Raw genomic sequence first — 21,904 nt, 5'->3', positions numbered from 1 at the left:
CAGAGAATTGCGCAGGGATCTGGAGCGGCCAGCAAAACGACTGCGCGGGCGTCAGACGGACGCGGTCGCTGCCCGGAGGCGGAAATGCCACGCGTACACGGCAGTTCTGAGTGCGCCGTCTGCACCCACCTGATCGCTACGTTTTGTTAGCCGCTTTAGACAATGCCGTGCGCTGAAGTACATCGGCCCGGCACACCGGCCACTTCTGCATGTGCTGAGCATGCGGTGCATGCGATGACCGCCAGCAGCGACCGCTGACAGCCTGCGCTGACGTGCCTGCTTGCCCAAACCTGCACGCGAGTCGTTCGTTGCCTGCATGTGCAGGCTCTCGGTCCCTGCGCTGACCTTGTCTGCACGCAGGCGGGACCATCCTTGTGCCTCGCGTCGTTGCAAGGATTTCTCCATGAATACCCGTCGCCAGTTCCTCTCCGCCGCCGCTGCCGGCACCGCCGCATTGGCCGCAGCCCCGTTGTTGGCACAGACTTCCGCACCGGGCAGCGTGATGCCCACGCGCGGCAAGGCCGCCGCATCGGCGTTGCCGACCAATCCCGCAAGCAAGGGCGCACGCTATCGGCCCTCGAGTCGACTGGGCTTTGGTGGCGTGGCGATCGGCAATGGCTTTGCGCCGACCAGCGATGCGCAAAGCGAAGCGACCCTGGCCGCGGCGTGGGAGTCGGGCGTGCGGTATTTCGATACCTCGCCATGGTACGGCCTGGGCCTGTCCGAGCGCCGTACCGGTCACCACCTGCACAATCACGCTGCAGACGACTACGTGTTGTCGACCAAGGTCGGGCGCCTGCTGACCGCCACCGACAAACCGCCGAAGACGATGTGGCAGCAGCCGTCGCCCTTCGATTATCGCTACGACTACAGCGCCTTCGGCGTGCGTCGCTCGATCGAAGACAGCCTGCAGCGGCTGGGCGTGTCGCAGATCGATATCGCCTACATCCACGACCTGTCGCCGGACAACGAGGAAGACCTCGGCATGCCGTGGGAGCAGCGTTTTGCCGAAGCGGTAAAAGGCGCGATGCCCGAGCTGACCAGGATGCGCAAGGAGGGCCTGATCAAGGCCTGGGGCTTTGGCGTCAATCGCCCCGAGCCGGCCCTGCGTGCGATCGAGGAGGCCGACCCGGACATCTTCCTGCTGGCCTGCCAGTACTCGCTGCTCGACCACGCGCAGGCGCTGCACGACACCTTCGCGAAGATCGCAAAGCATGGCGCGTCGGTGGTGGTCGGTGCGCCGCTGTTGGCAGGCTATCTGGCCGGGCGCGAGCGTTATCTCTACGACGGAACCGTGCCGGAATGGGCGCCGGCCAAACGCCAGAAAGCGCTGGCCATCTGCGAGCGCCACGGCGTGGATCTGCGCACGGTCTCGCTGCAGTTTGCCGCTGCGCCGGAGGTGGTGTCCGCGGTGATTCCGGGTGCGCGCACGGCCGAGCAGGCGCATGCGAATGCGGCGTCGATGCGGGTAGCGATTCCTGCAGGCGTGTGGGAAGAACTCAAGCGCGAAGGTGTGATCGAGGCCGATGCGCCGGTCCCTGGTACGCGTTGATGTTCGCCCGTACCCTCATCCGCCCCTGCGGGGCACCTTCTCCCGGTGGGAGAAGGACGGGCGAAGCAGACCCGCGCGCTGTTAGATGCGTTGTCAGCGCTCAACGATGCGCTCTAAAGCCCCTCGCCCTGCGGGAGAGGGGTTGGGGTGAGGGGGACGCAACAGGCGATCCAGTCCCAGATCAGCAGCACAAAGCGCCTACGAATCCGCCAATCAGCCAATGTTGATCAGCAAGGCAACAAGCCGGTCCGCCAACGTAGACCAGCGGGTTCAGTTCACTAACCTGGATCACTCACGCAACAGCCAGTCCGTCAACGCTTGATCGGTAAGGCCGCATGCCAACCGAGCCTGAGCACGTCACCCTCGAATCTGCACGCGTGCGAACACCCACACGCCTTCGCAGGCGTAAAAGCGCTGACCGCGCCAAGCCTGCTTGGCGCGGTCAGCGCATCACGGAATCAACAGCGGCCGTAGTGCAGGCACTTGTCTTGCCAGTTCGTCAGCGACGATCGCCGCAACTACATCTGCACCCTCAGGGCCAAGATGTGTGTAATCGAACGCGAGTTTGGCCTGGCCCATCGGTTCTGCACTTGCATTGTCCTGTGCAGCGGTCGTCGCGCCTGCCGCCGTCGTCTTGGCGCTTTCCGGCACTTTCGACGATGGCGATGCCCCCGGCAGCGTCTGCGCCACCGTCTTGCCGATGGTGGTGCCCGATTGCGCAGCGATCACCTGCTCCGGATCGGCAGGTCGCTGGGCCAGCCGCATCGCCAGCACCGGCCCCATGCCTTGCACCAGGGCGCGGCTGCGCGCATGCAGATCGACCACAGGCACCTGCAACTCGCGTGCGACCGCACGCGTGGCCTCTGCCCATGGCGCCAGATCGTCCAGCAACTGGCCGCGCTCGAACTGCCGTCGCGTCAATGGCGTCACCAGCACCGGCACTGCACCTGCGGCGCGCGCCTCGGCCACATAACAGCGCAGATTGGCCGGAAATTCCGTCGCCAGGTCGGTCGATCGCCCCGGCTTGCCGGGCTGGTCGTTATGTCCGAACTGGATCAGCACGACCACCTGCCGGTAGCCACCGCTGCGCAATTCCTTCAGCGCGATGTCCCACGATCCTTCAGCGCGATAATTGGAGGTGCTACGCCCGCCGCGCGCCAGATTGAGGCAGCTCAGAAACGCGCTCACATGCTGCGCGCAAAAGCTCGGTCCCCAGCCGCCCTGCACGGCAGTGGTGGAGTCGCCGACCAGCACGATCTTGCTGGCCGCAAGCGCGGGCGCAGCGGCTGGCGTATTTCGCGCAGAGGCATTGGTGGTCGATGCCTTGGATCCGAGCGGCGTATCGCCCGGCGCGGCAGCAGCATCGGCAAACGTCAGGCAGGCAGCGGCCAGCGCGGTCAGCAGCATCGGTGCAACAAAAAAGTCCTTACGCATGCATCACCTCGAAAACGGCTGAACCACGGCTGCGCGCTCGCCGGAATAGGGGGCGGCCAGCGCTGCGGAATCGGCCTGTCCTGCGCAGACCTTCCGGTCTGGAACGTTCGTACCCGTGTGGCGACCGCACACCACGTGCTGATCGCCCCGCCGGAACGAAAGCGCTCAGAACGTACCGCGCTGGATGAAGGGCGCCTGCTGGTAAAGCCGCCGTTCGCCACCGCGCGGGTCGTTGTCCATCCGGCTCGGCACATCGAACAGCAACGTGTCGCGGTGCTGCAGCGAGTACTGGCGCCAGCGCGGCAGGCCGCGATGATTCGGGTCGCCACTGCGTGCGAAGGCGAGCAGCGCCTCGCTCATCTGCTCGGCCATGCGCTGCGCAGCGGCGCCGTCGCCGGTGCGCGAGCCGGGCTGCGCGATGGTGTCGAAGACCAGCGGGATGTCCAGCGTGTGGAAGGCGCCGAACTTGCCGCCCTCCAGCGGCGAGCCCCAGTCCAGCTGATACACCCAGGTCGGTGCACCCTGGCGTGCGCGCGCCTCGGCCTCCTCGACCGCGCCGCGCCACGAGCGGCCGGCGGTGGTGGCGGCAAAGAACACGTCCGAAGGCGAGTACTGCGGATACAACCGCCGGTATTCGGCGATGACCACCTGCGGCAACAGATCCACGTATTGCTGCGCTTCCAATTTGGCTGGCAGCTCATCCCAGCGCAACGCGAAGTTTTTTGCATCGTTGCCGAGAAAGCCGCGCGTTTCATCGCGCGTATTGCCGATCACCATCGGAATGCGCGCCGATTGCAGCGGCGCGGTGGGCCAGAACGGATGCACCGGCACATTGCGCGCATCCAGCACCGGGCCGAAGTACAGCGCGCTGTTTTCCACCCGCGAAGGGTCGCGTACTTGTGCGGCGGCCAGCAGTTGCGCCACCGGCAGCGTGCGCAGGCGCGCGATCTCGCCTGGCGAAGTTTTCAACGCATCCAGCAGCAGCTGCGCGCGCTGGGTGGCTGCACGCGGGCCGGCCACGGTGACCTGCTGCCCGCTCATCGTCCAGGCGCGGTGGAACAGGCCGCGCGCGGCCGGCATCGCCATCAGGGTGGCGATCTTGGCGCCGCCGCCGGACTGGCCGAACACGGTGACATTGCCGGCATCGCCACCGAATTCGGCCGCATGCTGGCGCACCCATTGCAGTGCCTGGATCAGGTCCAGCTGCCCGGCGTTGCCGGAGTCGGCAAAGCCGGCATCGCCCAGCTGCGCCAGCGACAGGTAGCCGAACAGGTTGAGCCGGTGATTGACCGTGATCACCACCACGTCGCCGCGTTTGCACAGGCGCACGCCGTCGTACAGCGGGTCGCTGCCGGAACCGGTGGTGTAGCCGCCGCCGTGCATATAGAACAGCACCGGCCGCTTGCCGGCATCGCGCAGGCCCGGCGTCCACACGTTGAGGAACAGGCAGTCCTCGCTGGTGGGTTCGCTGGCCTTGAGCTGTGGCGCAGCCGCACCGAAACCGCTGGCATCGCGCACGTCCTGCCACGGCGTTTCCTGCTGCGGTGCCTGGAAGCGCCGCGCGGCAGTATCGCCGCCATACGGGATGCCTTTAAATACGCAGATACCCTGGTCGCGGTAACCGCGCAGTGCGCCGCTACGCACGCGTGCCAGCGGCGCGCTGTCGTCGCGTTGTGGCGGGAGTGCGGCCGCCGCGACGAAGCTCGGCAGCGTTGCGGCAGCAGTGGCGAACAGGCCACCACGTAGCAGCGTGCGTCGGTGCGCGTCCGGCGTGGACTGGGCCGTCATCGCGCCACCTCCTGCGCAGGTGCAGGCGTTGCTGCGGGCTTAGATGCCGGCGTCTGTGGCTTGACGACATGCGCGATCCAGGCCTGCGCCAGTTGCGGCCATGCGGCTACGGTCAGGTCGCTGCCGCTGGCAGTGCCGAAGCCATGGCCGCCCTGCGGAAACACATGCAGCTCGCTCGGCACACCGGCGCGCAGCAGCGCGTCGTGCATCAGCAGGCTGTTGTGCACCGAGACCACGCTGTCGTCCTGCGCATGCAGCAGAAAAGTGGGCGGCGTGCCTGCATTCACATGCAGCTGCGGCGAATACGCGCGCACCTGCGCCTGGCTCGGGGTGCTGCCGAGCAGGCGCTCCCGCGAACCCATGTGCGCGTTGGCGCTGTCCATGTCGATGACCGGATAGATCAGCAGCGCAAAATCCGGCCGCGCGCTCAGCGCATCGGCCGCGTCCACTGCTGGATACACCTGCGCGGCGTAGCGGGTGCCCAGGCTGGCGGCGACATGGCCGCCGGCCGAGAAGCCCATCACCCCGACCCGCTGGGTGTCGAGGCCGTAGCGGGCGGCATTGGCGCGGATCAGCCGCAGCGCGCGCTGTGCATCGGCCAGCGGCACGTCGGCGCCGTTCGGGCGGCCTTCGCCGGGCAGCCGGTAGCGCAGCACGAACAGGGTGATGCCGGCCTGGTCGACGAAGCCGGGTACCAGTGCGCTGCCCTCGTTGTCGAGCACGATGCGCTGGTAGCCGCCGCCGGGGGTGACCAGCACGGCAGTGCCGTTGGGCCGCTTGGGTCGGTAGACCACCAGATAGGGCGCGCTGACCTGCTGGATGTAGCGATCGGGCCGGGCCGGGTCGCTGCTGCGTTGGACGATGCGCTGTGGCTGCTGCAGCGGCTTGTCTCCCGGTGCCAGCCCCTTGGGCCACAGCAGGATCCGGCTGGCCTGCTCGGCTGCGGTATCGGCGCCGGGCATCTCGGCCGCCGGCACCGGTCCGGCCAGCAGCGCTCCCACCACCACCGTCATGCACCGGCGCATGAGGCTTGAAAACGCGGCCAATACACGCGTCGGGCTTGTCTGTTGCATCCACCCCTCCCAGGGTTGCTTCGTTAGCGCGGCCAGTTTTGCCGCACTGCACATTGCCAATGACACCGGTTTACCATATACAGCACACCGTGCCGCTGTCGATTGGCAGTGCAACAAAAACACCTATCGGGGAGACACCCTTGAGCAACGACGCCGCCACCCCACCAGCATCCCCATCCGCGCTGTCACAGATCGCCCAGCGCTTTGTGGAGGCACGCCGTGCAGGGGCATCGCTGCCCGACTTTCCTGGGCAGATCCCCGACGATCTGCTCACCGCCTATCAGGTGCAGGACATCGCCATCAGCCAGTGGGACGACCGGGTGGTCGGCTGGAAGGTGGGCTATATCGCCGCCGAGCGCCGCGACGCATCGGGCGACGAGCGCCTGCTCGGCCCGATCTTCTCGCACAAGCTCTGGAATGCTACCGGTAGAACAACCGAATTCCCGATCTACGAGGGGGGCTTCGGCGCGGTCGAGGCCGAGTACGTGCTGCGCCTGGACGCGGACGCCCCGGCCGAGCAGACCCACTTCACCCCGGAGCAGGCCGCGCAGCTGCCGGCCACGCTGTTCATCGGCGTGGAAATCGCCAGCAGCCCGCTGGCGACCATCAACACGCTGGGCCCGCGCGTGGTGATTTCCGACTTCGGCAACAACAACGGCCTGATCCTGGGGCCGGAAGTGACCGATTGGCTGGCGCGCGACGAGGCAGCGCTGACCGCCGAAACCCTGATCGACGACCAGCTGGTCGGCACCGGCGGCGCCACCACGCTGCCGGGCGGGCTGCGCGCGGCCTACGCATTTGCGCTCAGCCGCTCGGCCCAGCGCGGGCGGCCGCTCAAGCGCGGTGATCTTATCGCCACCGGCAATGCCACCGGTATCCATGACATCGAAGTGGGACAGCATGCCCTGATTCGCTTCGCCGGCATCGGCGACATTTCCTGTACGGCTGTGTCCGCCAAGTAACGCCGGACCCAGTGACCAGACGCTTGGGAGGGCGCCAATGATCACACGCAGACATTTCCTCGGTGCCGGGCTCGGTGCCGCCGCGGCCGGCCCCTGGCTGGGCGCGGGTGCCACCATGCCGATTCCCGGCGGGCAACTGCTGACCGCCACCGACGTGCATGTCGGCGACTACCCCACCGTGGAGGCGGTGCGGTGGTTCGGCAAGCAGCTGGAGCAACGCAGCAACGGCCGGCTCAAGCTGCGCCAGTACCACTCCGGCCAGCTGGGCCGCGAGTCCGAGGCGATCGACATGGCGCGCTTTGGCGCCATCGACATCACCCGGGTGTATTCGGGCGCGTTGAACAACACCTTTCCGCTCACCCAGGCGCTGTGCCTGCCGTACGTGTTCGACTCGGTGCCGCATCTGCGCCGCGCCATCGACGGCCATGTCGGCGACAGCGTGCTGCGCAGCTTCGAGCAGCGCGACCTGGTGGGCCTGGCGATCTACGATTCCGGTGCGCGTTGCTTCTACAACACCAAGCACCCGCTGCACCGCCCGGAAGATCTCAAGGGCCTGAAACTGCGCGTGGCCTCGTCGGACATCTTCCTCAAGCTGATGCGCATGCTGGGTGCCAACCCCACCCCGATGTCGCTGGGCGAGACGTTCTCGGCGATGGAAACGCACATGATCGACGGTGCGGAAAACAACATGCGCAGCTTCCAGTCCAGCCGGCATTTCGAAGCCGCGCATTACTGGTCGCAGAGCGAGCATTCCTATGCGCCGGACATCCTGGTGATGTCGCGCCAGAGTTTCGAATCGCTGCGCCCGGACGATCGCGCCCTGGTGGTGGAACTGGCACGCGCCTCGGTGCCGGTGATGCGCAATCTGTGGGATGCCTCGGAGACCGTGGCGCGCAAGCAGGTGATCGATTACGGCGTCAAGCTCAATCAGGTCGATATGCCGGCGTTCCGCGCCGCCGCCGCGCCGCTGCTGGCCGACTACCGCAAGCAGCCGGAGATCGAAGCGCTGTACCGCCGCATCCGCGATTTTGCCTAGAGGTGACCCGATGACCGAACCCGAGACCGTCGCCGTCCCGGTCGCGCCGTTGCAGCGCGCGCTGGACCGCGTTTCCGATACCGCCGTTGGCGCGGCATCCATCGCGCTGCTGGGCCTGGTGGTCGTGCAGGGCTGGCAGGTATTCACCCGCTACGTGCTCAACGACTCGCCCAGCTGGACCGAGCCGGTGACCTTGTTGCTGCTGAGCACCGCGCTGAGCCTGGGCGCGGCCGCCGGCGTGCATACCAACCGCCACTTCGGCTTTTACCTGCTGGGCGAACACGTGCCGCCGCTGGTGCGCAAACTCTTCGAAGTGATTCGCCCGCTGATGATCATGTCCATCGGTGCGGTGCTGGCGTGGTGGAGCGCGGCGCTGCTGCTCGATGGCCTGGATATCAAGATGGCCGGCGCGCAGATGCCGCAGAGCATCAACTACCTGCCGCTGTCGATCGGCGGTGCGCTGATGGTGCTGTTCGCCTTGTTCAAGTTGTGGCGTGTGCTGCGCCCGGTCCATGTCGGAGGAGTGCGCTGATGGGCATCGCCATGTTGTTGGGAACCTTCGTGGTGCTGCTGCTGATCGGCGTGCCGGTGGCCTACGCCCTGGGCGCGGCGGCACTGGCCACGCTGCTGTATCTGGACCTGCCCACGGTGGTGCTGGTGCAGCAGATTTCCGCCGGCAGCGGCTCGGCCTCGTTGATTGCGATTCCACTGTTTATCTTCGCCGGCGAGCTGATGCTGCGCGGTGGCATTTCCGAACGCCTGATCGCCTTGGCCTCCTCGTTGGTGGGGCGCGTGCGTGGCGGCCTGGGCCAGGTCAGCGTGCTGTCGTCGCTGTTCTTCGGCGGCGTGTCCGGCTCGGCGATCGCCGACGTCTCGGCGGTCGGCGGCACCATGATCCCGCAGATGATCAAGCGCGGCTACGACCGCGATTACGCGGTGAACGTGAGCATGACCGCCGCCCTGGTGGCGTTGCTGGTGCCGCCCTCGCATAATCTGATCCTGTTCTCGGCCGCCGCCGGTGGTGGCCTGTCGATTGCCGATCTGTTTGCGGCCGGCATCTTCCCCGCGTTGCTGATGACCGCCGCGATGATGGTCACCGGCTATGCGGTGGCACGGCATCGCGGCTACGGCACCGAGCCGTTCCCCGGCTGGCGCGCAGTGGCGCTGCGCCTGATCGGCGCGTTGCCGGGTCTGGGCCTGGTCGCGCTGATCTTCATCGGGATCCGTGCCGGCATCTTCACCGCGGTGGAGAGCGCGGCGATCGCGGTGGTGTACGCCTTGATCATCACCGCGCTGCTGTATCGGCAGCTGCGGTGGGCCGAGTTCTTCGCCGCGGTGACGCATGCGGCGCGCACCACCGGCGTGATCCTGTTCGTGATCGCCACCGCGGCGGTGTTCGGCTGGTTGCTGGCCTATCTGCAGGTGCCTGCGGCAGCGGTGAAGTTCCTGCAGGCCATTGCCGACAGCAAGAAGATGGTGCTGTTGATGATCGTGGTGATGCTGCTGTTGCTGGGCATGTTCATGGACCTGGCGCCGAAGATCCTGATCTGCACGCCGATCTTCCTGCCGGTGGTCAAGGCCTACGGCATCGACCCGATCCACTTCGGTCTGGTGATGGTGCTGGCCGGCGGTATCGGCCTGATCACTCCGCCGATCGGCTCGGTGCTGTTCATCGGTACCTCGATCGGCCAGATCACCATCGCGCAAAGCATGCGCACCATCTGGCCGTTCTGGCTGGCGGCCCTGGGTGTGTTGCTGATCGTGGCGTTCTTCCCCGAACTGTCGCTGTGGTTGCCGCGCGCGCTGCGCGCGTAAGTGCCCGCGATCCCGACGGCGTCCGTCAGGCGGGCGTCATCGGTGCGTGGCAGCGGCCTGCACGGTGCGTGCAGTGCGATGTCCGCACGCCGCGCCTCGCTCGACAAACGCCTGGCGACGTTACCGGCGCGCTGCCCGGCGTCGCCGCTGGCAGGTGGTTCCGCCTCACCCAGGCGGCCGACGCTCCAGGCGCTGGCCGCCGCATCGCCCCGCCGTGCGGGGACTAGGAGCAAGCATGCGTGTGCGTATCGCTTCAACCCCGCTGCGTTGGCTGCTGGCCGGCGGCCTGCTGCTGTGTGCCGGGCTCGCTGCCGCGGCCGACTGGAAGCGCGGCCTCGAACACCAGCGCATTGCCGACCAGGGCGATGGCAGCTTCCTCAACCCGGTGCTGGCCGGCGACCATCCCGACCCGTCGGTGCTCAAGGACGGACAGGATTACTACCTCACGTTGTCCTCGTTCGATGCCTACCCGGGCCTGCCGATCTGGCATTCGCGCGATCTAGTCAACTGGCAGCCGCTGGGCCACGCCATCACCCGGAACGTCGGCGCGATCTGGGCGCCGGACCTGATCAAGCACGGCAAGCGCTACTACATCTACTTCCCGGCGCGCCGCGGCGACCAGGGCGAGCGCAGCAACTTCGTGGTCTGGGCCGACAACATCAAGGGCCCGTGGAGCGCGCCGATCGACATCGGCCTGGGCAAGTACATCGACCCCGGCCACGCAGTGGGCGAGGACGGCAAGCGCTATCTGTTCCTGAGCGGCGGCGATTACGTGCAGCTGTCCGACGACGGCTTGAAGGTGGTCGGCACGCCCAGACACGTCTACGACGGCTGGAAATACCCGGAAAGCTGGGACGTGGAAGGCTACGCGCAGGAAGGCCCCAAGATCACCCGCCACAACGGCTGGTACTACATGACCACCGCCGTCGGCGGCACCGCCGGCCCGCCGACCGGGCACATGGTGATCACCGCGCGTTCGCGCTCGATCCACGGCCCCTGGCAGAACGCGCCCAACAACCCGATCACCCGCACCAAGAGTGCGGACGAGCCGTGGTGGTCGCGCGGCCACGCCACGCTGGTGGAAGGCACCGACCAGCGCTGGTGGATGCTCTACCACGGCTACGAACACGGCTACTGGACGCTGGGCCGGCAGGCCTTGCTGGACCCGATCGAGTGGACTGCGGACGGTTGGTTCGTCGCCAAGGGCGGCGACCTGGGCACGCCGCTGAAAAAGCCCAGCGGGCAGGCCTTCCCGCATGGGCTGGCGCTGTCGGACGACTTCCGCGCCAGCACGCTGGGCCCGCAGTGGGCGTTCTTCAACCCGGCCGCCGACGAGGCCAAGCGGCTGCAGGTCGGCGATGGCGTGTTGCGCCTGCAGGGCAAGGGCAGCGCCCCGCGCAACGCCTCGCCGCTGACGGTGATCGCCACCGACCAGGCCTACCAGTTCGAGGTGCAGATGACCGTGGCGCCGGGCGGGCAGGGCGGGGCGCTGCTGTTCTACAGCGACAAGCTCTATGCCGGCGTGGGCAGCAATGGCGAGAACTTCGTCATGCACCGCTACGGCGAGGAACGCCCCGGCACGCTGGCCCCCAGTGCGACCGGTGGCACCCTGTGGCTGCGCGTCACCAACAACCGCCACATCGTCACCATCCGCAGCAGCACCGACGGCATCACCTGGACCAAGTACCCGGTGCAGATGGAAGTCTCCGGCTACCACCACAACGTGGCCGGCAAGTTCCTGGCCTTGAAGCCGGCGCTGTATGCCGCCGGGCAGGGCCAGGTGGAGTTCCGCAACTTCCGCTACCGCGCCCTGGACTGACCGTTCTGCATCGCCGGGTATGCCGCCGCGCTGCCGGCTGCGGCGTGTCCTGCACGGCGGGTCCGGGGTGGCGGCAGGCTTCGCTCAGGTCTGCCGGCCGTCTGGCCGGTAGAATCCAATCAACTTCACTGGTTGACCGCTATGCCCGCCCGCAAGATGCCTGAAGAGGGAATGCCCGGCCTGCCGAAGGGCAAGGTAGCCACGATCAACGACATCGCGCGGATGTCGGGCGTGTCCAAGAAGACCGTGTCGCGGATCATCAACAACTCGCCGCTGGTGCGGCAGGACACCCGCGAAAAGGTCGAGGCGCTGATGCGCGAGGTCGGTTACGCGCCCGACCCGCTCGCGCGCGGGCTGGCGTTCCGGCGCTCGTTCCTGATCGGCATGGTCTACGACAACCCCACCGCGCAGTACATCGTGGACATGCAGTACGGCGCGCTGGACGCGCTGCGCGGCTCCAGCTTCGAGCTGGTGGTGCACCCCTGCGACAGCCGCAGCCCCGGCTACATCGAAGGCGTGCGCCGCTTCGCCCAGGCGCAGAAGCTGCACGGGGTGATCCTGGTGCCGCGCGCCTCCGAGGACCAGGCGCTGGCCGACATGCTGGCCGAGATCGGCTGCCGCTACACGCGTATCGCCTCGGTCGCGCTGGACACCACCTCGCAGACGGTGATCACCCACGACCGCGACGGCGCCGCCGAGGCGGCCGATTACCTGCTCTCGCTCGGCCACCGCGACATCGCCCTGGTCACCGGCCCCAGCGCCTACCGCTCCTCGATCGAGCGCACCTCCGGCTTTGCCGACGCGCTGACCCGGCGCGGCATCGAATTGTCGCCCGAGCGCATCGTCGAAGCCGGTTACACCTTCGAATCGGGCGTGGCCGCCGCCGAAAAGCTGCTGCTGGGCAAGAAGCGCCCCACCGCCATCTTCACCGGTAACGACGAAATGGCCGCGGGTATCTACAAGGTCGCGCTGCGCGCCGGCATCAGCATCCCGCGCCAGCTCTCGGTGATCGGCTACGACGACAGCTCGCTGGCCTCGCGCCTGTGGCCGCCGCTGACCTCGGTGCGCCGCCACACCCGCGACACCGGCCGCACCGCCGCGGCGATGCTGATCCAGCCCGACAACGCCCCGCAACTGCCCACCGCCAGCGTGCGCCCGCACCTGATCGTGCGCGACTCCTGCCAACCGCCGGAAGATTGAGAGCGCGCTTCGCGCAGGCACCCTCATCCGGCGCTGCGCGCCACCTTCTCCCGCGCGCGGGAGAAGCAAACAAAGACCCCCTCCCGCGTGCGGGAGAAGCAAACAACGCCCCTCTCCCGCGTGCGGGAGAGGGGTTGGGGGTGAGGGTACGGCGGCAGACAGCCATCCGGGAAAACGCAGGTATGCGCTGAAAATGCAGTGAGCCAGTACCCGACCAAGCAAGCGGTGCTCTTCAACACAGCGCGCACCCTCGCAGCCTCGCACCCTCATCCGGCGCTGCGCGCCACCTTCTCCCGCGTGCGGGAGAAGCAAACAAAGACCCCCTCCCGCGTGCGGGAGAAGGAAACAACGCCCCTCTCCCGCGTGCGGGAGAGGGGTTGGGGTGAGGGTACGGCGGCAGATGCCCAGCCATTCCAACTTTCCCAACTTTCGTGCACTGCGCAATGACACCGGTTAACCAGAGTCGGTAGACTAGCCCCGTGCAAGCCCATGTTCCCCCTCGCTTGCCTCGGAGATGCGCCATGTCCCTGTACTGCAAAACGCACTACGCCACCCATCCTGACGCCATCAAGGGCGCCAGCAACGACGAGCTGCGCGAGCTCTACCTGCTCGACGGCCTGTTCGTGGACGATGCGGTGACGCTCAAATACACCCACTACGAGCGCTTCGTGCTCGGTGGCGCCGCGCCGCTCGGCACGACGCTGGAACTGCCCAGGCAGACCGAGCCCGCCTCGGCCGCCGGGCATCCGTTTCTGGAGCGTCGCGAGTTGGGCATTCTCAATGTCGGCGCAGGCACCGGCACGGTGACCGTGGACGGCACCGCCTACACGCTGGGGCCGAAGGACGGCCTGTATGTGGCGATGGGCAGCACCGATGTCAGTTTCGCGTCCGCAGACGCCGCCAACCCGGCCAAGTTCTATCTCGCCTCCACGCCGGCGCACGCGCGCTTCGAGACCAAGCAACTGTCGATCAAGGATGCGGTGGCGCTGGAGCGCGGCGCGCTGGAAACCAGCAACGAGCGCACCATTTACCAGTACATCGTGCCGGCCACCTGCCAGTCGTCGCAGTTGTTGCTGGGCCTGACCGTACTCAAGCCCGGCAGCGTCTGGAACACCATGCCGCCGCATCTGCACGACCGCCGCAGCGAGGTGTATTTCTATTTCGACCTCGGCGCCAACGACCGCGTCTATCACTTCATGGGCGAGCCCGAGGCGCAGCGCCACATCGTCATCCAGAACAACGAGGCGGTGGTGTCGCCGCCGTGGTCCATCCACATGGGCGCCGGCACCAGCAATTACGCCTTCATCTGGGCGATGGGCGGCGAAAACCTTGATTACACCGACATGCACGTGCTGGATATCTGCCAGCTCAAATAAGGCCTGCAGCAATGCGCCAGCACCCATCCGGCCGGCACGAATGAAGCCGGCTTGTTCGATGCCGGCGCCAACGACGCCGACACGATCCAGGTGGGCGCCGGCACTGCACCAATTCGGACAACGCACTCGTCCGCGCACTGCGCGGCTCACTCAGCACATCACGGCACATCCAGCAGGAGCGATAAGGTAATGAGCAATCCGTTCAGTCTCGAAGGCAAGGTCGCACTGGTCACCGGTGCCAACACCGGTTTGGGCCAGGGCATCGCATTGGCGTTGGCCGAGGCCGGCGCAGACATCGCCGCCGCCGGCATCCAGGCGCCCACCGAGACCGAAGCCAAGGTCAAGGCGCTGGGCCGTCGCTTCATCGCCATCGAAGCCAACCTGATCAGCATCGAGCCGGTGCAGCGCATCGTCGACGAGACCATCGCAAGCCTCGGCGGGCTGGATATCCTGGTCAATAACGCCGGCCTGATCCGTCGCACCGACGCGGTGGATTTCAGCGAGCAGGATTGGGACGACGTGATGAACGTCAACCTGAAGTCGGCGTTCTTCATGGCGCAGGCCGCCGGCCGTCACTTCATCGCGCAAGGCCGCGGCAAGATCATCAACATCGCCTCGATGCTGTCGTTCCAGGGCGGTATTCGCGTGCCTTCGTACACCGCCAGCAAGTCGGGCATCGCCGGCATCACCCGCCTGCTGGCCAACGAATGGGCCAGCAAGGGCGTCACCACCAACGCCATCGCGCCGGGCTACATGGCCACCGACAACACCGCGCAGCTGCGTGCCGACGAAGACCGCAACAAGGCCATCCTGGACCGCATTCCGGCCGCGCGCTGGGGCGTCCCGGCCGACCTGGGCGGCACCGCGGTGTTCCTGGCCAGCAGCGCCTCGGACTACGTCAACGGCGCGATCATTCCGGTCGATGGCGGCTGGCTGGCACGCTAACAGCTCGCTCACTCACAGCTGTTCCCTTCTCCCTCCGGGTGAAGGGGCCCGAAGGGCGGATGAGGGTCGGTCGACACGTACATCACGCAAACGCGTGCTGCCTGCCAAACGCTTTGCCTTTCTTGTTGCATCAGCGCAGTGATTGCTCAACAACGCGCCCGCAGTCCAAAAAGACCGGCAACCAGACGCACGCATCACCGCTATTTAGATGCAACTTCCTAAAAAACTCCCCAACCAATCGGAGCATTCCCATGAAAATCGCACTCATGAATGAGTTCAGCCAGGCCGCCAAGAATCCGGTGATCCTGCAGCAGCTCAACGACGTCGCCAGCGAGCAGGGCCACAGCGTGTTCAACGTCGGCATGGACGGCGACAACGACCATCGCCTGACCTACATCCACCTGGGCATCGTCGCCAGCCTGCTGTTGAACGCCAAGGCCGTGGACTTCGTGGTCGCCGGCTGCGGCACCGGCCAGGGCGCGATGATGTCGCTCAACGCGCACCCGGGCGTGTTCTGCGGCTACTGCATCGAGCCGACCGATGCCTACCTGTTCGCCCAGGTCAACAACGGCAACGCACTGTCGCTGGCATTCGCCAAGGGCTACGGCTGGGGCGCGGAAATCAACGTGCGCTACATCTTCGAAAAGGCCTTCAGCGGCGAGCGCGGTCTGGGCTACCCGGCCGAGCGTCGCGAATCGCAGGCCGCCAACGCCGGCATCCTGACCCAGGTCAAGCAGGCCACCGCCAGGTCGTACCTGGACGGCCTGCGCGCCATCGACCCGGAGCTGATCAAGCAGGCCATCGGCGGCGCGCGTTTCCAGCAGTGCTTCTTCGACAACGCCCAGGACGCGGAGATCCGCAACTTCGTCGCCGGCGTGCTGGGCAAGCCCGAAGCCACTGCAGCAGCAGCTGCGTAATTAGCCACTGCGTTTTAGCCCCTCTCCCGCCGGGAGAGGGGTTGGGGTGAGGGCACCTTCTCCCGATGGGAGAAGGGACAGCGTCGCGTCCTTAGCATTGTTCCCGGAGCCCACCATGCGTCTGCTGCTGTTCGCATTGCTGCTGCTCTGCGCAAATAGCGTCCGCGCCGAACCACACCACATCTTCATCGCCGGTGATTCCACCGCCGCCGAATACGCTGCCGAGCGTGCGCCGCAGGCCGGTTGGGGCCAACTGCTGCAGGAGTGGTTCGACCCGGCGCAATGGCAGGTGCGCAACCACGCCAAGGGCGGCCGCAGCACCCGCAGTTTCATCGCCGAAGGGCGCCTGGATGCCATCGCAAAAGAATTGCAACGCGGCGATGTGTTGCTGATCCAGTTCGGCCACAACGACGCCAAGCGCGAAGACCCCACGCGCTACACCGACCCAACCACCGACTACGTGCAGTTCCTGCGGCGCTATATCGCCACCGCGCGCGACAAGGGCGCCACGCCGATCCTGATCACGCCCGCCGCCCGTCTGCTCTACGACTTCGGCGCGCTGCTCGACACCCACGGCCGCTACACCCTGGCCATGCAGCAACTCGCCGCGCAGGAACACGTTGGCCTGATCGATCTCAATGCCAGTTCCAGCGACTGGATCCGCGCCCTTGGCGAACAGGCGGCCAGGCCGTACTTCCTGTTCGTTCCCGAACACGGCAAGGCCGACGGCACCCACTTCAGCCGCGCCGGCGCCACCGCCGTGGCGTGCCTGGTCGTGCATGGCTGGGTGCAGTTGCAACCCGCTCTCAAGCCACAGCTTCTCCGCGATGCCGATTGCGGCGCAGCCCCCGACACCGCCACCCAACGTGCTGCGCAGGCGCATCCCTCGCTGGTGGTGCACGAGCGCGATCTCGCCCGCCCGCAACCCGGCCCGCACGGCGGCGCCGGGCCGACCACGGCGTATCCGTTCTTCGCCGACGCAGCGCAACTGCCGCTCGTGCTGCGCAAGCGCGTGCTGCACAAGGGCGCCGGCATCGGCCTGCATCTGCACGACAAGGACGAGATCTATTACATCGTCAGCGGGCGTGGGCTGTACGCGCTGGATGGCAAGCAGTACCAGGTCACTGCCGGCGATGCGCTGCTGACGCGCCCGGGCAGCACCCATGCCTTGCAGCAGACCGGCGAGGAACCACTGGTGCTGCTATTGGCCTATCTCGCCAAGCCGGCAGGATGAGATAGGCCCGGTGCATCGGGAGCGCGTGGCGGGTGTGGACGATGCGCATGCCGGCGGTGAGCCATGCGCGTCATTGCACGCGTGCTTACGCCTTGTCGACCCCGTAGTGGCTCAGCCCCAGCCGCGCCAGTTCGCCGGAGCGGCGGTAATAGACCTCTTCCCAGCCATCCACGCGCTGGCGGTCGGTCTCGCTCATCGCATCGAGAATGTCTTCGATGCTGAGCAGGTTGGGGTCTTCTTCCAGGCGCTCGAACACCGCGCCCAGGCCTTCGATCGCCTGGCGCGCCTGCACCGCGCCCATCGCGCCCAGCCCCTGTACTGCGTCACGCCGGGTGGCAGCGTCCCAACGGTCGAAGTAGCGTGCATAGCCGCTCTCGCTCATGTCCGCATCCAGCCGCGCCAATGCCACCAGCTCGCGCTCGCCCGGCGACAGGGCATCCATGCGTCCGCGCAGCGCGGTCAGTTTGGTCTGCGCGCGTGCGCTGCGGCGGCGCCACAGCAACTCGGGCATGTTGAGCAGCCCTTCTTCCGTGGGCGGCGCCACCGCCGGCCAGTTCACTCCGAAGCCGTCGTCGGTGAGCTGCCATTGCGCGCGCTGCGGCGGCGTTGCCTTCAACAACAGCCGCTGCGCCTTGATCGGCTCGTCGATACGGATGCCGTTGGCCAGGGTGAACAGCAGGCGGGTGTCGTCCAGCTCCAAGCGCCGGATGCGAAGCTGCGTCAGGTCCATTGAGCGAAGGCAGTATGGGGAGGTTTGACCATAGTCCGGCTTGGCGGTGGTGTCGAGTCGGTGCAGCCTCACACGTCGCCGTCGCGGCTCCAGCCCTCGCCGCTGCCGCGCTGGATGACCCGGTCGGTCTCCAGCACCTCGCCGGCCGGCACCTGCGCCTGCTGCGCAAGATCGGCATAGATCGGGGTGAAATCCGGCGCGGTGGCGCTCATCAACTGCGCAAAGCTGTCGATGACGAAGTAGGTCTTCTGGAAGCTGTCGATGCGGTAGCGCGTGCGCATGATGCGTTGCAGGTCGAAGCCGATCCGGTTGGGTGCCGGCGATTCCAGCGAGTGCAGCGATTCGCCCTTCGACGACACGATGCCGGCACCAAAGATGCGCAGCCCCTGCGGCGTGGCGATCAGGCCGAATTCCACCGTGTACCAGTACAGGCGGGTGAGGTTCTGCAGCGCGTCCGCGCCGATGCCGTGTGCCTTGACCCCGCCCCGGCCATAGGCCTGCATGAAGTCGGCAAACAGCGGATTCATCAGCAGCGGCACGTGCCCGAACAGGTCATGGAACAGGTCCGGCTCGGCGATGTAGTCGATCTGATCGGGGCGGCGGATCCACCATGTCACCGGGAAGCGCTGGTTGGCCAGGTGCTCGAAGAAATCCAGCTCCGGCAGCAGGCCCTGCACGCCGACCAGGGTCCAGCCGGTGGCCGCCTGCAGCACCGCATTGAGCGCATCGAAACGCGGAATGTGGGTCTCGCCCATGCCCATCGCATCCTGCGCCTGCAGGAACTCGTTGCAGGCGCGGTCGACCAGCAGCGCGCGCTGGCGACGATACAGGGTGCCCCAGGTGGCATGGTCGTCGGCGCTGTAGCCATCCCACGGCTGCGCGACCACGGCGGTGGTGTAGACCGGCACATAGCCCTTGTCGGTGAGCTGATTCTCGACGCGTTGCGGTGCGATGTTCATGCGGCGGCGGTTCCCGATGATCAGCGCTCACCTTAGCCGGATGGTCGCGCAACGGGATTGCGAATCTTGCGTGTCCAGCGCTTCATGGCGCAAGATTCGTGCGTCATCTCATGCTGCTGCGCAACATATGGACCAGCCAATCGCCCTGGACCGCACCGATCTGCGCTTGCTCGCCCTGCTGCAGACGCAGGGCCGCAGCAGCAATGCGGAGCTGGCGGTGCAGGTCAATCTGTCGGCCTCGGCCTGCCTGCGCCGCACCCAGCGGCTGGAGGCGGCCGGCATCATCGCCGGCTACGGCGCACGCCTGGATGCCAAGGCGCTGGGGCTGGGGCTGCAGGCCTTCGTGCGGGTGCAGCTGGAGCAGCACGGCCAGGCCGATATCGAACATTTCGCCGAGGGCGTGCGCGGCTGGGACGAGGTGGTGGCCTGCTGGGCGCTCACCGGCGACATGGATTACCTGTTGCAGGTACAGGTGCGCGACCTGGAGCATTTCTCGCGCTTCCTGCTCGACCGCCTGCTCAATGCGACCGGCGTGTCGGATGTGAATTCCAGCTTCGTGCTGCGCACGGTGAAGGCGCCGGAAGGCTTGCCGCTGTCGCATCTGAGCTAACGCGCGGGCACGTGGGTGCAACTCGCGCAGTCGCTTTGCACGCGTGACGTAGCGCCGCACGTTGCGCAGCGCGTGCAGCGAAATCCTCCAGGCGCACACGTCCAAACGGCGAACCCGCTTGCCTCGGAAACGATAACGATTTACATTTACCTAACATCTTGGCCGCGTCCGGTCATGTCGTTCGTGTCGCATCGCCAGCCCATGCAGGGTCAGCCAGCCGGTTCGAGTGGACGCCCGCGTGTGCCTGTGCCTTTCCTGTTGCGCGACGCGATGCGTCCGCAGCGATCGACGAGAACGCCCCATGTCTGCTGCCATCGCTCCCCTTGGCCTGTTGTCTGCTGCGCTGCTGTGCGCGCTGTCTACCCTGACCCCCAGCGCGCATGCCGCCGCGGCTGCCGACGCGAGCGCGGCCAAGACGCTGGACCAGGTCAACGTCAACGGCGCGGTGAGCCGCGCGCAGCCGGCCACCACCACGCGCCTGCCGCTGACCCTGCAGGAAACGCCGCAATCGGTGAGCGTGATCGGGCTGCAGCGGCTGGAAGAGCAATCGCTGTTCAGCATCGACGATGTGATGCGCAACGTCACCGGCGTCAACGTGTCGTTCTACGACACCCAGCGCCCGCTGTACTTCGCGCGCGGCTTCCAGATCACCGACTTCCAGGTCGATGGCCTGCCCACCTACAGCGGTGCGACCAACCAGGAATACGACACGGTCTTCTACGACCGCATCGAGGTGATCCGCGGCGCCAACGGCCTGCTCACCGGCGCCGGCATTCCCTCGGCCACGGTCAACCTGCTGCGCAAGCGCCCGGGCAAGGACTTCGATGCCTCGTTTGCGGTGAGTGCCGGCAGCTGGGATTTCCGCCGCATGCAGGCCGACGTCAATGCGCCGCTGACCGACGACGGGCGCTGGCGCAGCCGCGTGGTCGCGGCCTGGCAGGACCGCGACTACTACTACGACCGCTACCACGACAACAAGATGTCGGGCATGGCGGTGCTGGAAGGCGACCTGACCGACAACAGCACGCTCACCGTCGGCTATCAGCGTCAGGACAATAGCCCGATCGGCTCGACCTGGGGCACGGTGCCGTTCTTCGCCGCCGATGGTTCGCCGGCCAACCTGCCGCGCTCGACCAACATGGCGCCCAAGTGGAGCCGCTGGCAGCGCGAGACCAGTACCGCCTTCGCCAACCTGGAACAGCGCTTCGGCGAGGACTGGCTGCTGCGCGTCAACTACGCGCACACCAAGGGCGATGTGCAGAGCCTGCGCGTGTACGGCACCGGCTATCCGGCCGCCGATGGCAGCGGCATGTTCCTGCGCGCCGCCGCCGGCGAAACCAGCGACGCGCGCGATGGCGTGGACGTGTACCTGTCCGGCGGTTTCTCGTTGTTCGGCCGCCGGCACGATGTGGTGGTCGGTGGCAGCTGGCAGGATCTGCAATCCACCGCCTATCCCACCGCGCAGACCTATCCGGCCGACTGGGCCAGCTGCGGCAGCGAACGTTGCTATTTCATCCCCGACATCCGCAACTGGGATGGCGATATTTCCGAAGTGACCTATGCGCGCAACGGCCGTCGCAACGAAGCGCGCACCACGCAGCGTGGTGTTTACGCCTCCACCCGGTTGCGTCTGGCCGAGCCGCTGTCGCTGATTGCCGGCGCACGCCTGAGTTCCTGGGAAACCCGCACCCAGGCTTTCGGCACCAGCGGCGCCTACACCGGCACCAGCGGCCGGTACGAGGTGAGCGACGAGGTCACCCCGTATGTGGGACTGGTCTACGACATCGTGCCGGATGTGTCGCTCTACGCCAGCTATACCGAGATCTTCAACCCGCAGAATTACCGCGACAAGGACAACAACCTGCTCGCCCCGGTGGAAGGTTCCAACCTGGAAGCCGGCATCAAGGCGCAGGTGTTCGACGGCCGTGCGATGGCCACCGCCGCCGTGTTCGAGGCCAAGCAGGACAACTTCGCCGTGCGCGACATGACCCAGCCGGAATCCTCGCTGCCGGACGGCAATTCGGCCTACATCGGCATCAACGGCACCAAGAGCCGTGGCTGGGAAATGGATTTCAACGGCGAACTCCTGCCCGGCTGGACCGTCAATGCCGGCTTTACCCACGTCAAGGTGACGCGCCCGCCCACCGATGCGATCTACGCCAACCTGCCCAAGGATTACCTGCAGCTGTCCACCCAGCTGCGCCTGCCCGGCGCCTGGGAGCGCCTGAGCATCGGCGGCGGCGTCAGCTGGCAGAGCGCGGTGCGCGGTTTCAATATCGCGCGCCCCACCGGCGACGGCAGCGGTGCCACCACGCCGGTGACGGTGGTGCAGAACCCGTATGCACTGGTGCACTTCAACGCCAACTAGGGCCTGTTAACACATCCGAAGCCCATCAACGACCAGGACGAAGTTGAGGAATCCAAGGAACATGACGTCCAACTTCTCGAAGCGCG

At 66.8% G+C, this 21,904-nt stretch carries 17 protein-coding genes and 1 pseudogene; 13 read left to right on the top strand and 5 right to left on the bottom strand.

Annotated elements, in window-relative coordinates; translation table 11 throughout:
• Positions 1-403 precede the first annotated feature (403 nt).
• Positions 404-1,552 carry an aldo/keto reductase gene (locus tag XarbCFBP7408_RS13540; RefSeq protein WP_104563400.1) on the top strand — a complete coding sequence of 383 codons (1,149 nt, stop codon included), beginning with the start codon at positions 404-406 and terminating at the stop codon, positions 1,550-1,552.
• A 450-nt stretch (positions 1,553-2,002) separates the two neighbouring features.
• On the opposite strand, the gene XarbCFBP7408_RS13535 is transcribed toward XarbCFBP7408_RS13540, so the two are convergent.
• From XarbCFBP7408_RS13535 to XarbCFBP7408_RS13525, 3 genes are all read right to left on the bottom strand, one after another.
• Positions 2,003-2,986, bottom strand: coding sequence for a rhamnogalacturonan acetylesterase (locus XarbCFBP7408_RS13535; protein WP_181106240.1), 984 nt, complete (start codon positions 2,984-2,986; stop codon positions 2,003-2,005).
• Positions 2,987-3,151: 165 nt separating this feature from the next.
• Positions 3,152-4,774 (bottom strand): carboxylesterase/lipase family protein, encoded by a 1,623-nt coding sequence (locus tag XarbCFBP7408_RS13530; protein WP_181106242.1) that lies wholly within the window; start codon positions 4,772-4,774, stop codon positions 3,152-3,154.
• Positions 4,771-5,847 (bottom strand): alpha/beta hydrolase, encoded by a 1,077-nt coding sequence (locus tag XarbCFBP7408_RS13525; RefSeq protein ID WP_181106244.1) that lies wholly within the window; start codon positions 5,845-5,847, stop codon positions 4,771-4,773. Before XarbCFBP7408_RS13525 ends, XarbCFBP7408_RS13530 begins: the two co-directional genes overlap by 4 nt.
• Positions 5,848-5,987: 140 nt before the next feature.
• Between XarbCFBP7408_RS13525 and XarbCFBP7408_RS13520 the strand changes: the two genes are divergently transcribed.
• From XarbCFBP7408_RS13520 to XarbCFBP7408_RS13475, 10 genes are all read left to right on the top strand, one after another.
• Positions 5,988-6,809 carry a 2-keto-4-pentenoate hydratase gene (locus tag XarbCFBP7408_RS13520; protein ID WP_104563397.1) on the top strand — a complete coding sequence of 274 codons (822 nt, stop codon included), beginning with the start codon at positions 5,988-5,990 and terminating at the stop codon, positions 6,807-6,809.
• Between the two features lie 37 nt (positions 6,810-6,846).
• The gene (locus XarbCFBP7408_RS13515; RefSeq protein WP_104563396.1) at positions 6,847-7,845 is read left to right on the top strand and encodes a TRAP transporter substrate-binding protein; all 999 of its coding nucleotides are present in this window, start codon (positions 6,847-6,849) and stop codon (positions 7,843-7,845) included.
• A 10-nt stretch (positions 7,846-7,855) separates the two neighbouring features.
• A complete protein-coding gene (locus XarbCFBP7408_RS13510; RefSeq protein ID WP_181106246.1) occupies positions 7,856-8,377 on the top strand; it encodes a TRAP transporter small permease in 522 nt (173 codons plus the stop codon).
• A complete protein-coding gene (locus tag XarbCFBP7408_RS13505; protein ID WP_104563395.1) occupies positions 8,377-9,660 on the top strand; it encodes a TRAP transporter large permease in 1,284 nt (427 codons plus the stop codon). Before XarbCFBP7408_RS13510 ends, XarbCFBP7408_RS13505 begins: the two co-directional genes overlap by 1 nt.
• Before the next feature lie 235 nt (positions 9,661-9,895).
• Positions 9,896-11,479: a family 43 glycosylhydrolase gene (locus XarbCFBP7408_RS13500; protein WP_104563394.1), complete on the top strand. Its 1,584-nt coding sequence runs from the start codon at positions 9,896-9,898 to the stop codon at positions 11,477-11,479.
• A 141-nt stretch (positions 11,480-11,620) separates the two neighbouring features.
• The gene (locus XarbCFBP7408_RS13495) at positions 11,621-12,679 is read left to right on the top strand and encodes a LacI family DNA-binding transcriptional regulator (protein ID WP_181106248.1); all 1,059 of its coding nucleotides are present in this window, start codon (positions 11,621-11,623) and stop codon (positions 12,677-12,679) included.
• 521 nt (positions 12,680-13,200) lie between these two features.
• Positions 13,201-14,055, top strand: coding sequence for a 5-dehydro-4-deoxy-D-glucuronate isomerase (kduI, locus tag XarbCFBP7408_RS13490; protein WP_104563392.1), 855 nt, complete (start codon positions 13,201-13,203; stop codon positions 14,053-14,055).
• Between the two features lie 189 nt (positions 14,056-14,244).
• Entirely contained in the window at positions 14,245-15,000 is a 756-nt protein-coding gene (kduD, locus tag XarbCFBP7408_RS13485) for a 2-dehydro-3-deoxy-D-gluconate 5-dehydrogenase KduD (protein ID WP_104563391.1), read from the top strand.
• A gap of 251 nt (positions 15,001-15,251) precedes the next feature.
• Positions 15,252-15,917, top strand: a complete 666-nt coding sequence (locus tag XarbCFBP7408_RS13480; RefSeq protein ID WP_104563390.1) for an RpiB/LacA/LacB family sugar-phosphate isomerase — start codon at positions 15,252-15,254, stop codon at positions 15,915-15,917.
• A 115-nt stretch (positions 15,918-16,032) separates the two neighbouring features.
• Positions 16,033-17,151 carry a GDSL-type esterase/lipase family protein gene (locus XarbCFBP7408_RS13475; protein WP_181106250.1) on the top strand — a complete coding sequence of 373 codons (1,119 nt, stop codon included), beginning with the start codon at positions 16,033-16,035 and terminating at the stop codon, positions 17,149-17,151.
• An 85-nt stretch (positions 17,152-17,236) separates the two neighbouring features.
• On the opposite strand, the gene XarbCFBP7408_RS13470 is transcribed toward XarbCFBP7408_RS13475, so the two are convergent.
• Positions 17,237-17,881, bottom strand: a complete 645-nt coding sequence (locus XarbCFBP7408_RS13470; RefSeq protein ID WP_104563389.1) for a DMP19 family protein — start codon at positions 17,879-17,881, stop codon at positions 17,237-17,239.
• Positions 17,882-17,949: 68 nt separating this feature from the next.
• Entirely contained in the window at positions 17,950-18,840 is an 891-nt protein-coding gene (gene phhA / locus XarbCFBP7408_RS13465) for a phenylalanine 4-monooxygenase (RefSeq protein ID WP_104563388.1), read from the bottom strand.
• 127 nt (positions 18,841-18,967) lie between these two features.
• On the opposite strand from phhA, the gene XarbCFBP7408_RS13460 reads away from it, so the two are divergent.
• Positions 18,968-19,450 (top strand): Lrp/AsnC family transcriptional regulator, encoded by a 483-nt coding sequence (locus XarbCFBP7408_RS13460; protein ID WP_104563387.1) that lies wholly within the window; start codon positions 18,968-18,970, stop codon positions 19,448-19,450.
• 301 nt (positions 19,451-19,751) lie between these two features.
• Positions 19,752-21,815: pseudogene (locus XarbCFBP7408_RS13455) on the top strand (TonB-dependent siderophore receptor); the annotation flags it as partial.
• Positions 21,816-21,904: the final 89 nt, after the last annotated feature.

It is taken from the genome of Xanthomonas arboricola pv. guizotiae (genome assembly GCF_002940205.1).
Lineage (GTDB): Bacteria > Pseudomonadota > Gammaproteobacteria > Xanthomonadales > Xanthomonadaceae > Xanthomonas > Xanthomonas arboricola_C.
This window is presented reverse-complemented; position numbering and strand designations above follow the sequence as displayed.

What these genes read in the sequence shown, in the direction of transcription:
- XarbCFBP7408_RS13540 (WP_104563400.1), top strand. Translation starts at nt 404, where the DNA reads ATGAATACCCGTCGCCAGTTCCTCTCCGCCGCCGCTGCCGGCACCGCC.
- XarbCFBP7408_RS13535 (WP_181106240.1), bottom strand. Translation starts at nt 2,986, where the DNA reads ATGCGTAAGGACTTTTTTGTTGCACCGATGCTGCTGACCGCGCTGGCC.
- XarbCFBP7408_RS13530 (WP_181106242.1), bottom strand. Translation starts at nt 4,774, where the DNA reads ATGACGGCCCAGTCCACGCCGGACGCGCACCGACGCACGCTGCTACGT.
- XarbCFBP7408_RS13525 (WP_181106244.1), bottom strand. Translation starts at nt 5,847, where the DNA reads ATGCAACAGACAAGCCCGACGCGTGTATTGGCCGCGTTTTCAAGCCTC.
- XarbCFBP7408_RS13515 (WP_104563396.1), top strand. Translation starts at nt 6,847, where the DNA reads ATGATCACACGCAGACATTTCCTCGGTGCCGGGCTCGGTGCCGCCGCG.
- XarbCFBP7408_RS13510 (WP_181106246.1), top strand. Translation starts at nt 7,856, where the DNA reads ATGACCGAACCCGAGACCGTCGCCGTCCCGGTCGCGCCGTTGCAGCGC.
- XarbCFBP7408_RS13505 (WP_104563395.1), top strand. Translation starts at nt 8,377, where the DNA reads ATGGGCATCGCCATGTTGTTGGGAACCTTCGTGGTGCTGCTGCTGATC.
- XarbCFBP7408_RS13500 (WP_104563394.1), top strand. Translation starts at nt 9,896, where the DNA reads ATGCGTGTGCGTATCGCTTCAACCCCGCTGCGTTGGCTGCTGGCCGGC.
- XarbCFBP7408_RS13495 (WP_181106248.1), top strand. Translation starts at nt 11,621, where the DNA reads ATGCCCGCCCGCAAGATGCCTGAAGAGGGAATGCCCGGCCTGCCGAAG.
- kduI (WP_104563392.1), top strand. Translation starts at nt 13,201, where the DNA reads ATGTCCCTGTACTGCAAAACGCACTACGCCACCCATCCTGACGCCATC.
- kduD (WP_104563391.1), top strand. Translation starts at nt 14,245, where the DNA reads ATGAGCAATCCGTTCAGTCTCGAAGGCAAGGTCGCACTGGTCACCGGT.
- XarbCFBP7408_RS13480 (WP_104563390.1), top strand. Translation starts at nt 15,252, where the DNA reads ATGAAAATCGCACTCATGAATGAGTTCAGCCAGGCCGCCAAGAATCCG.
- XarbCFBP7408_RS13475 (WP_181106250.1), top strand. Translation starts at nt 16,033, where the DNA reads ATGCGTCTGCTGCTGTTCGCATTGCTGCTGCTCTGCGCAAATAGCGTC.
- XarbCFBP7408_RS13470 (WP_104563389.1), bottom strand. Translation starts at nt 17,881, where the DNA reads ATGGACCTGACGCAGCTTCGCATCCGGCGCTTGGAGCTGGACGACACC.
- phhA (WP_104563388.1), bottom strand. Translation starts at nt 18,840, where the DNA reads ATGAACATCGCACCGCAACGCGTCGAGAATCAGCTCACCGACAAGGGC.
- XarbCFBP7408_RS13460 (WP_104563387.1), top strand. Translation starts at nt 18,968, where the DNA reads ATGGACCAGCCAATCGCCCTGGACCGCACCGATCTGCGCTTGCTCGCC.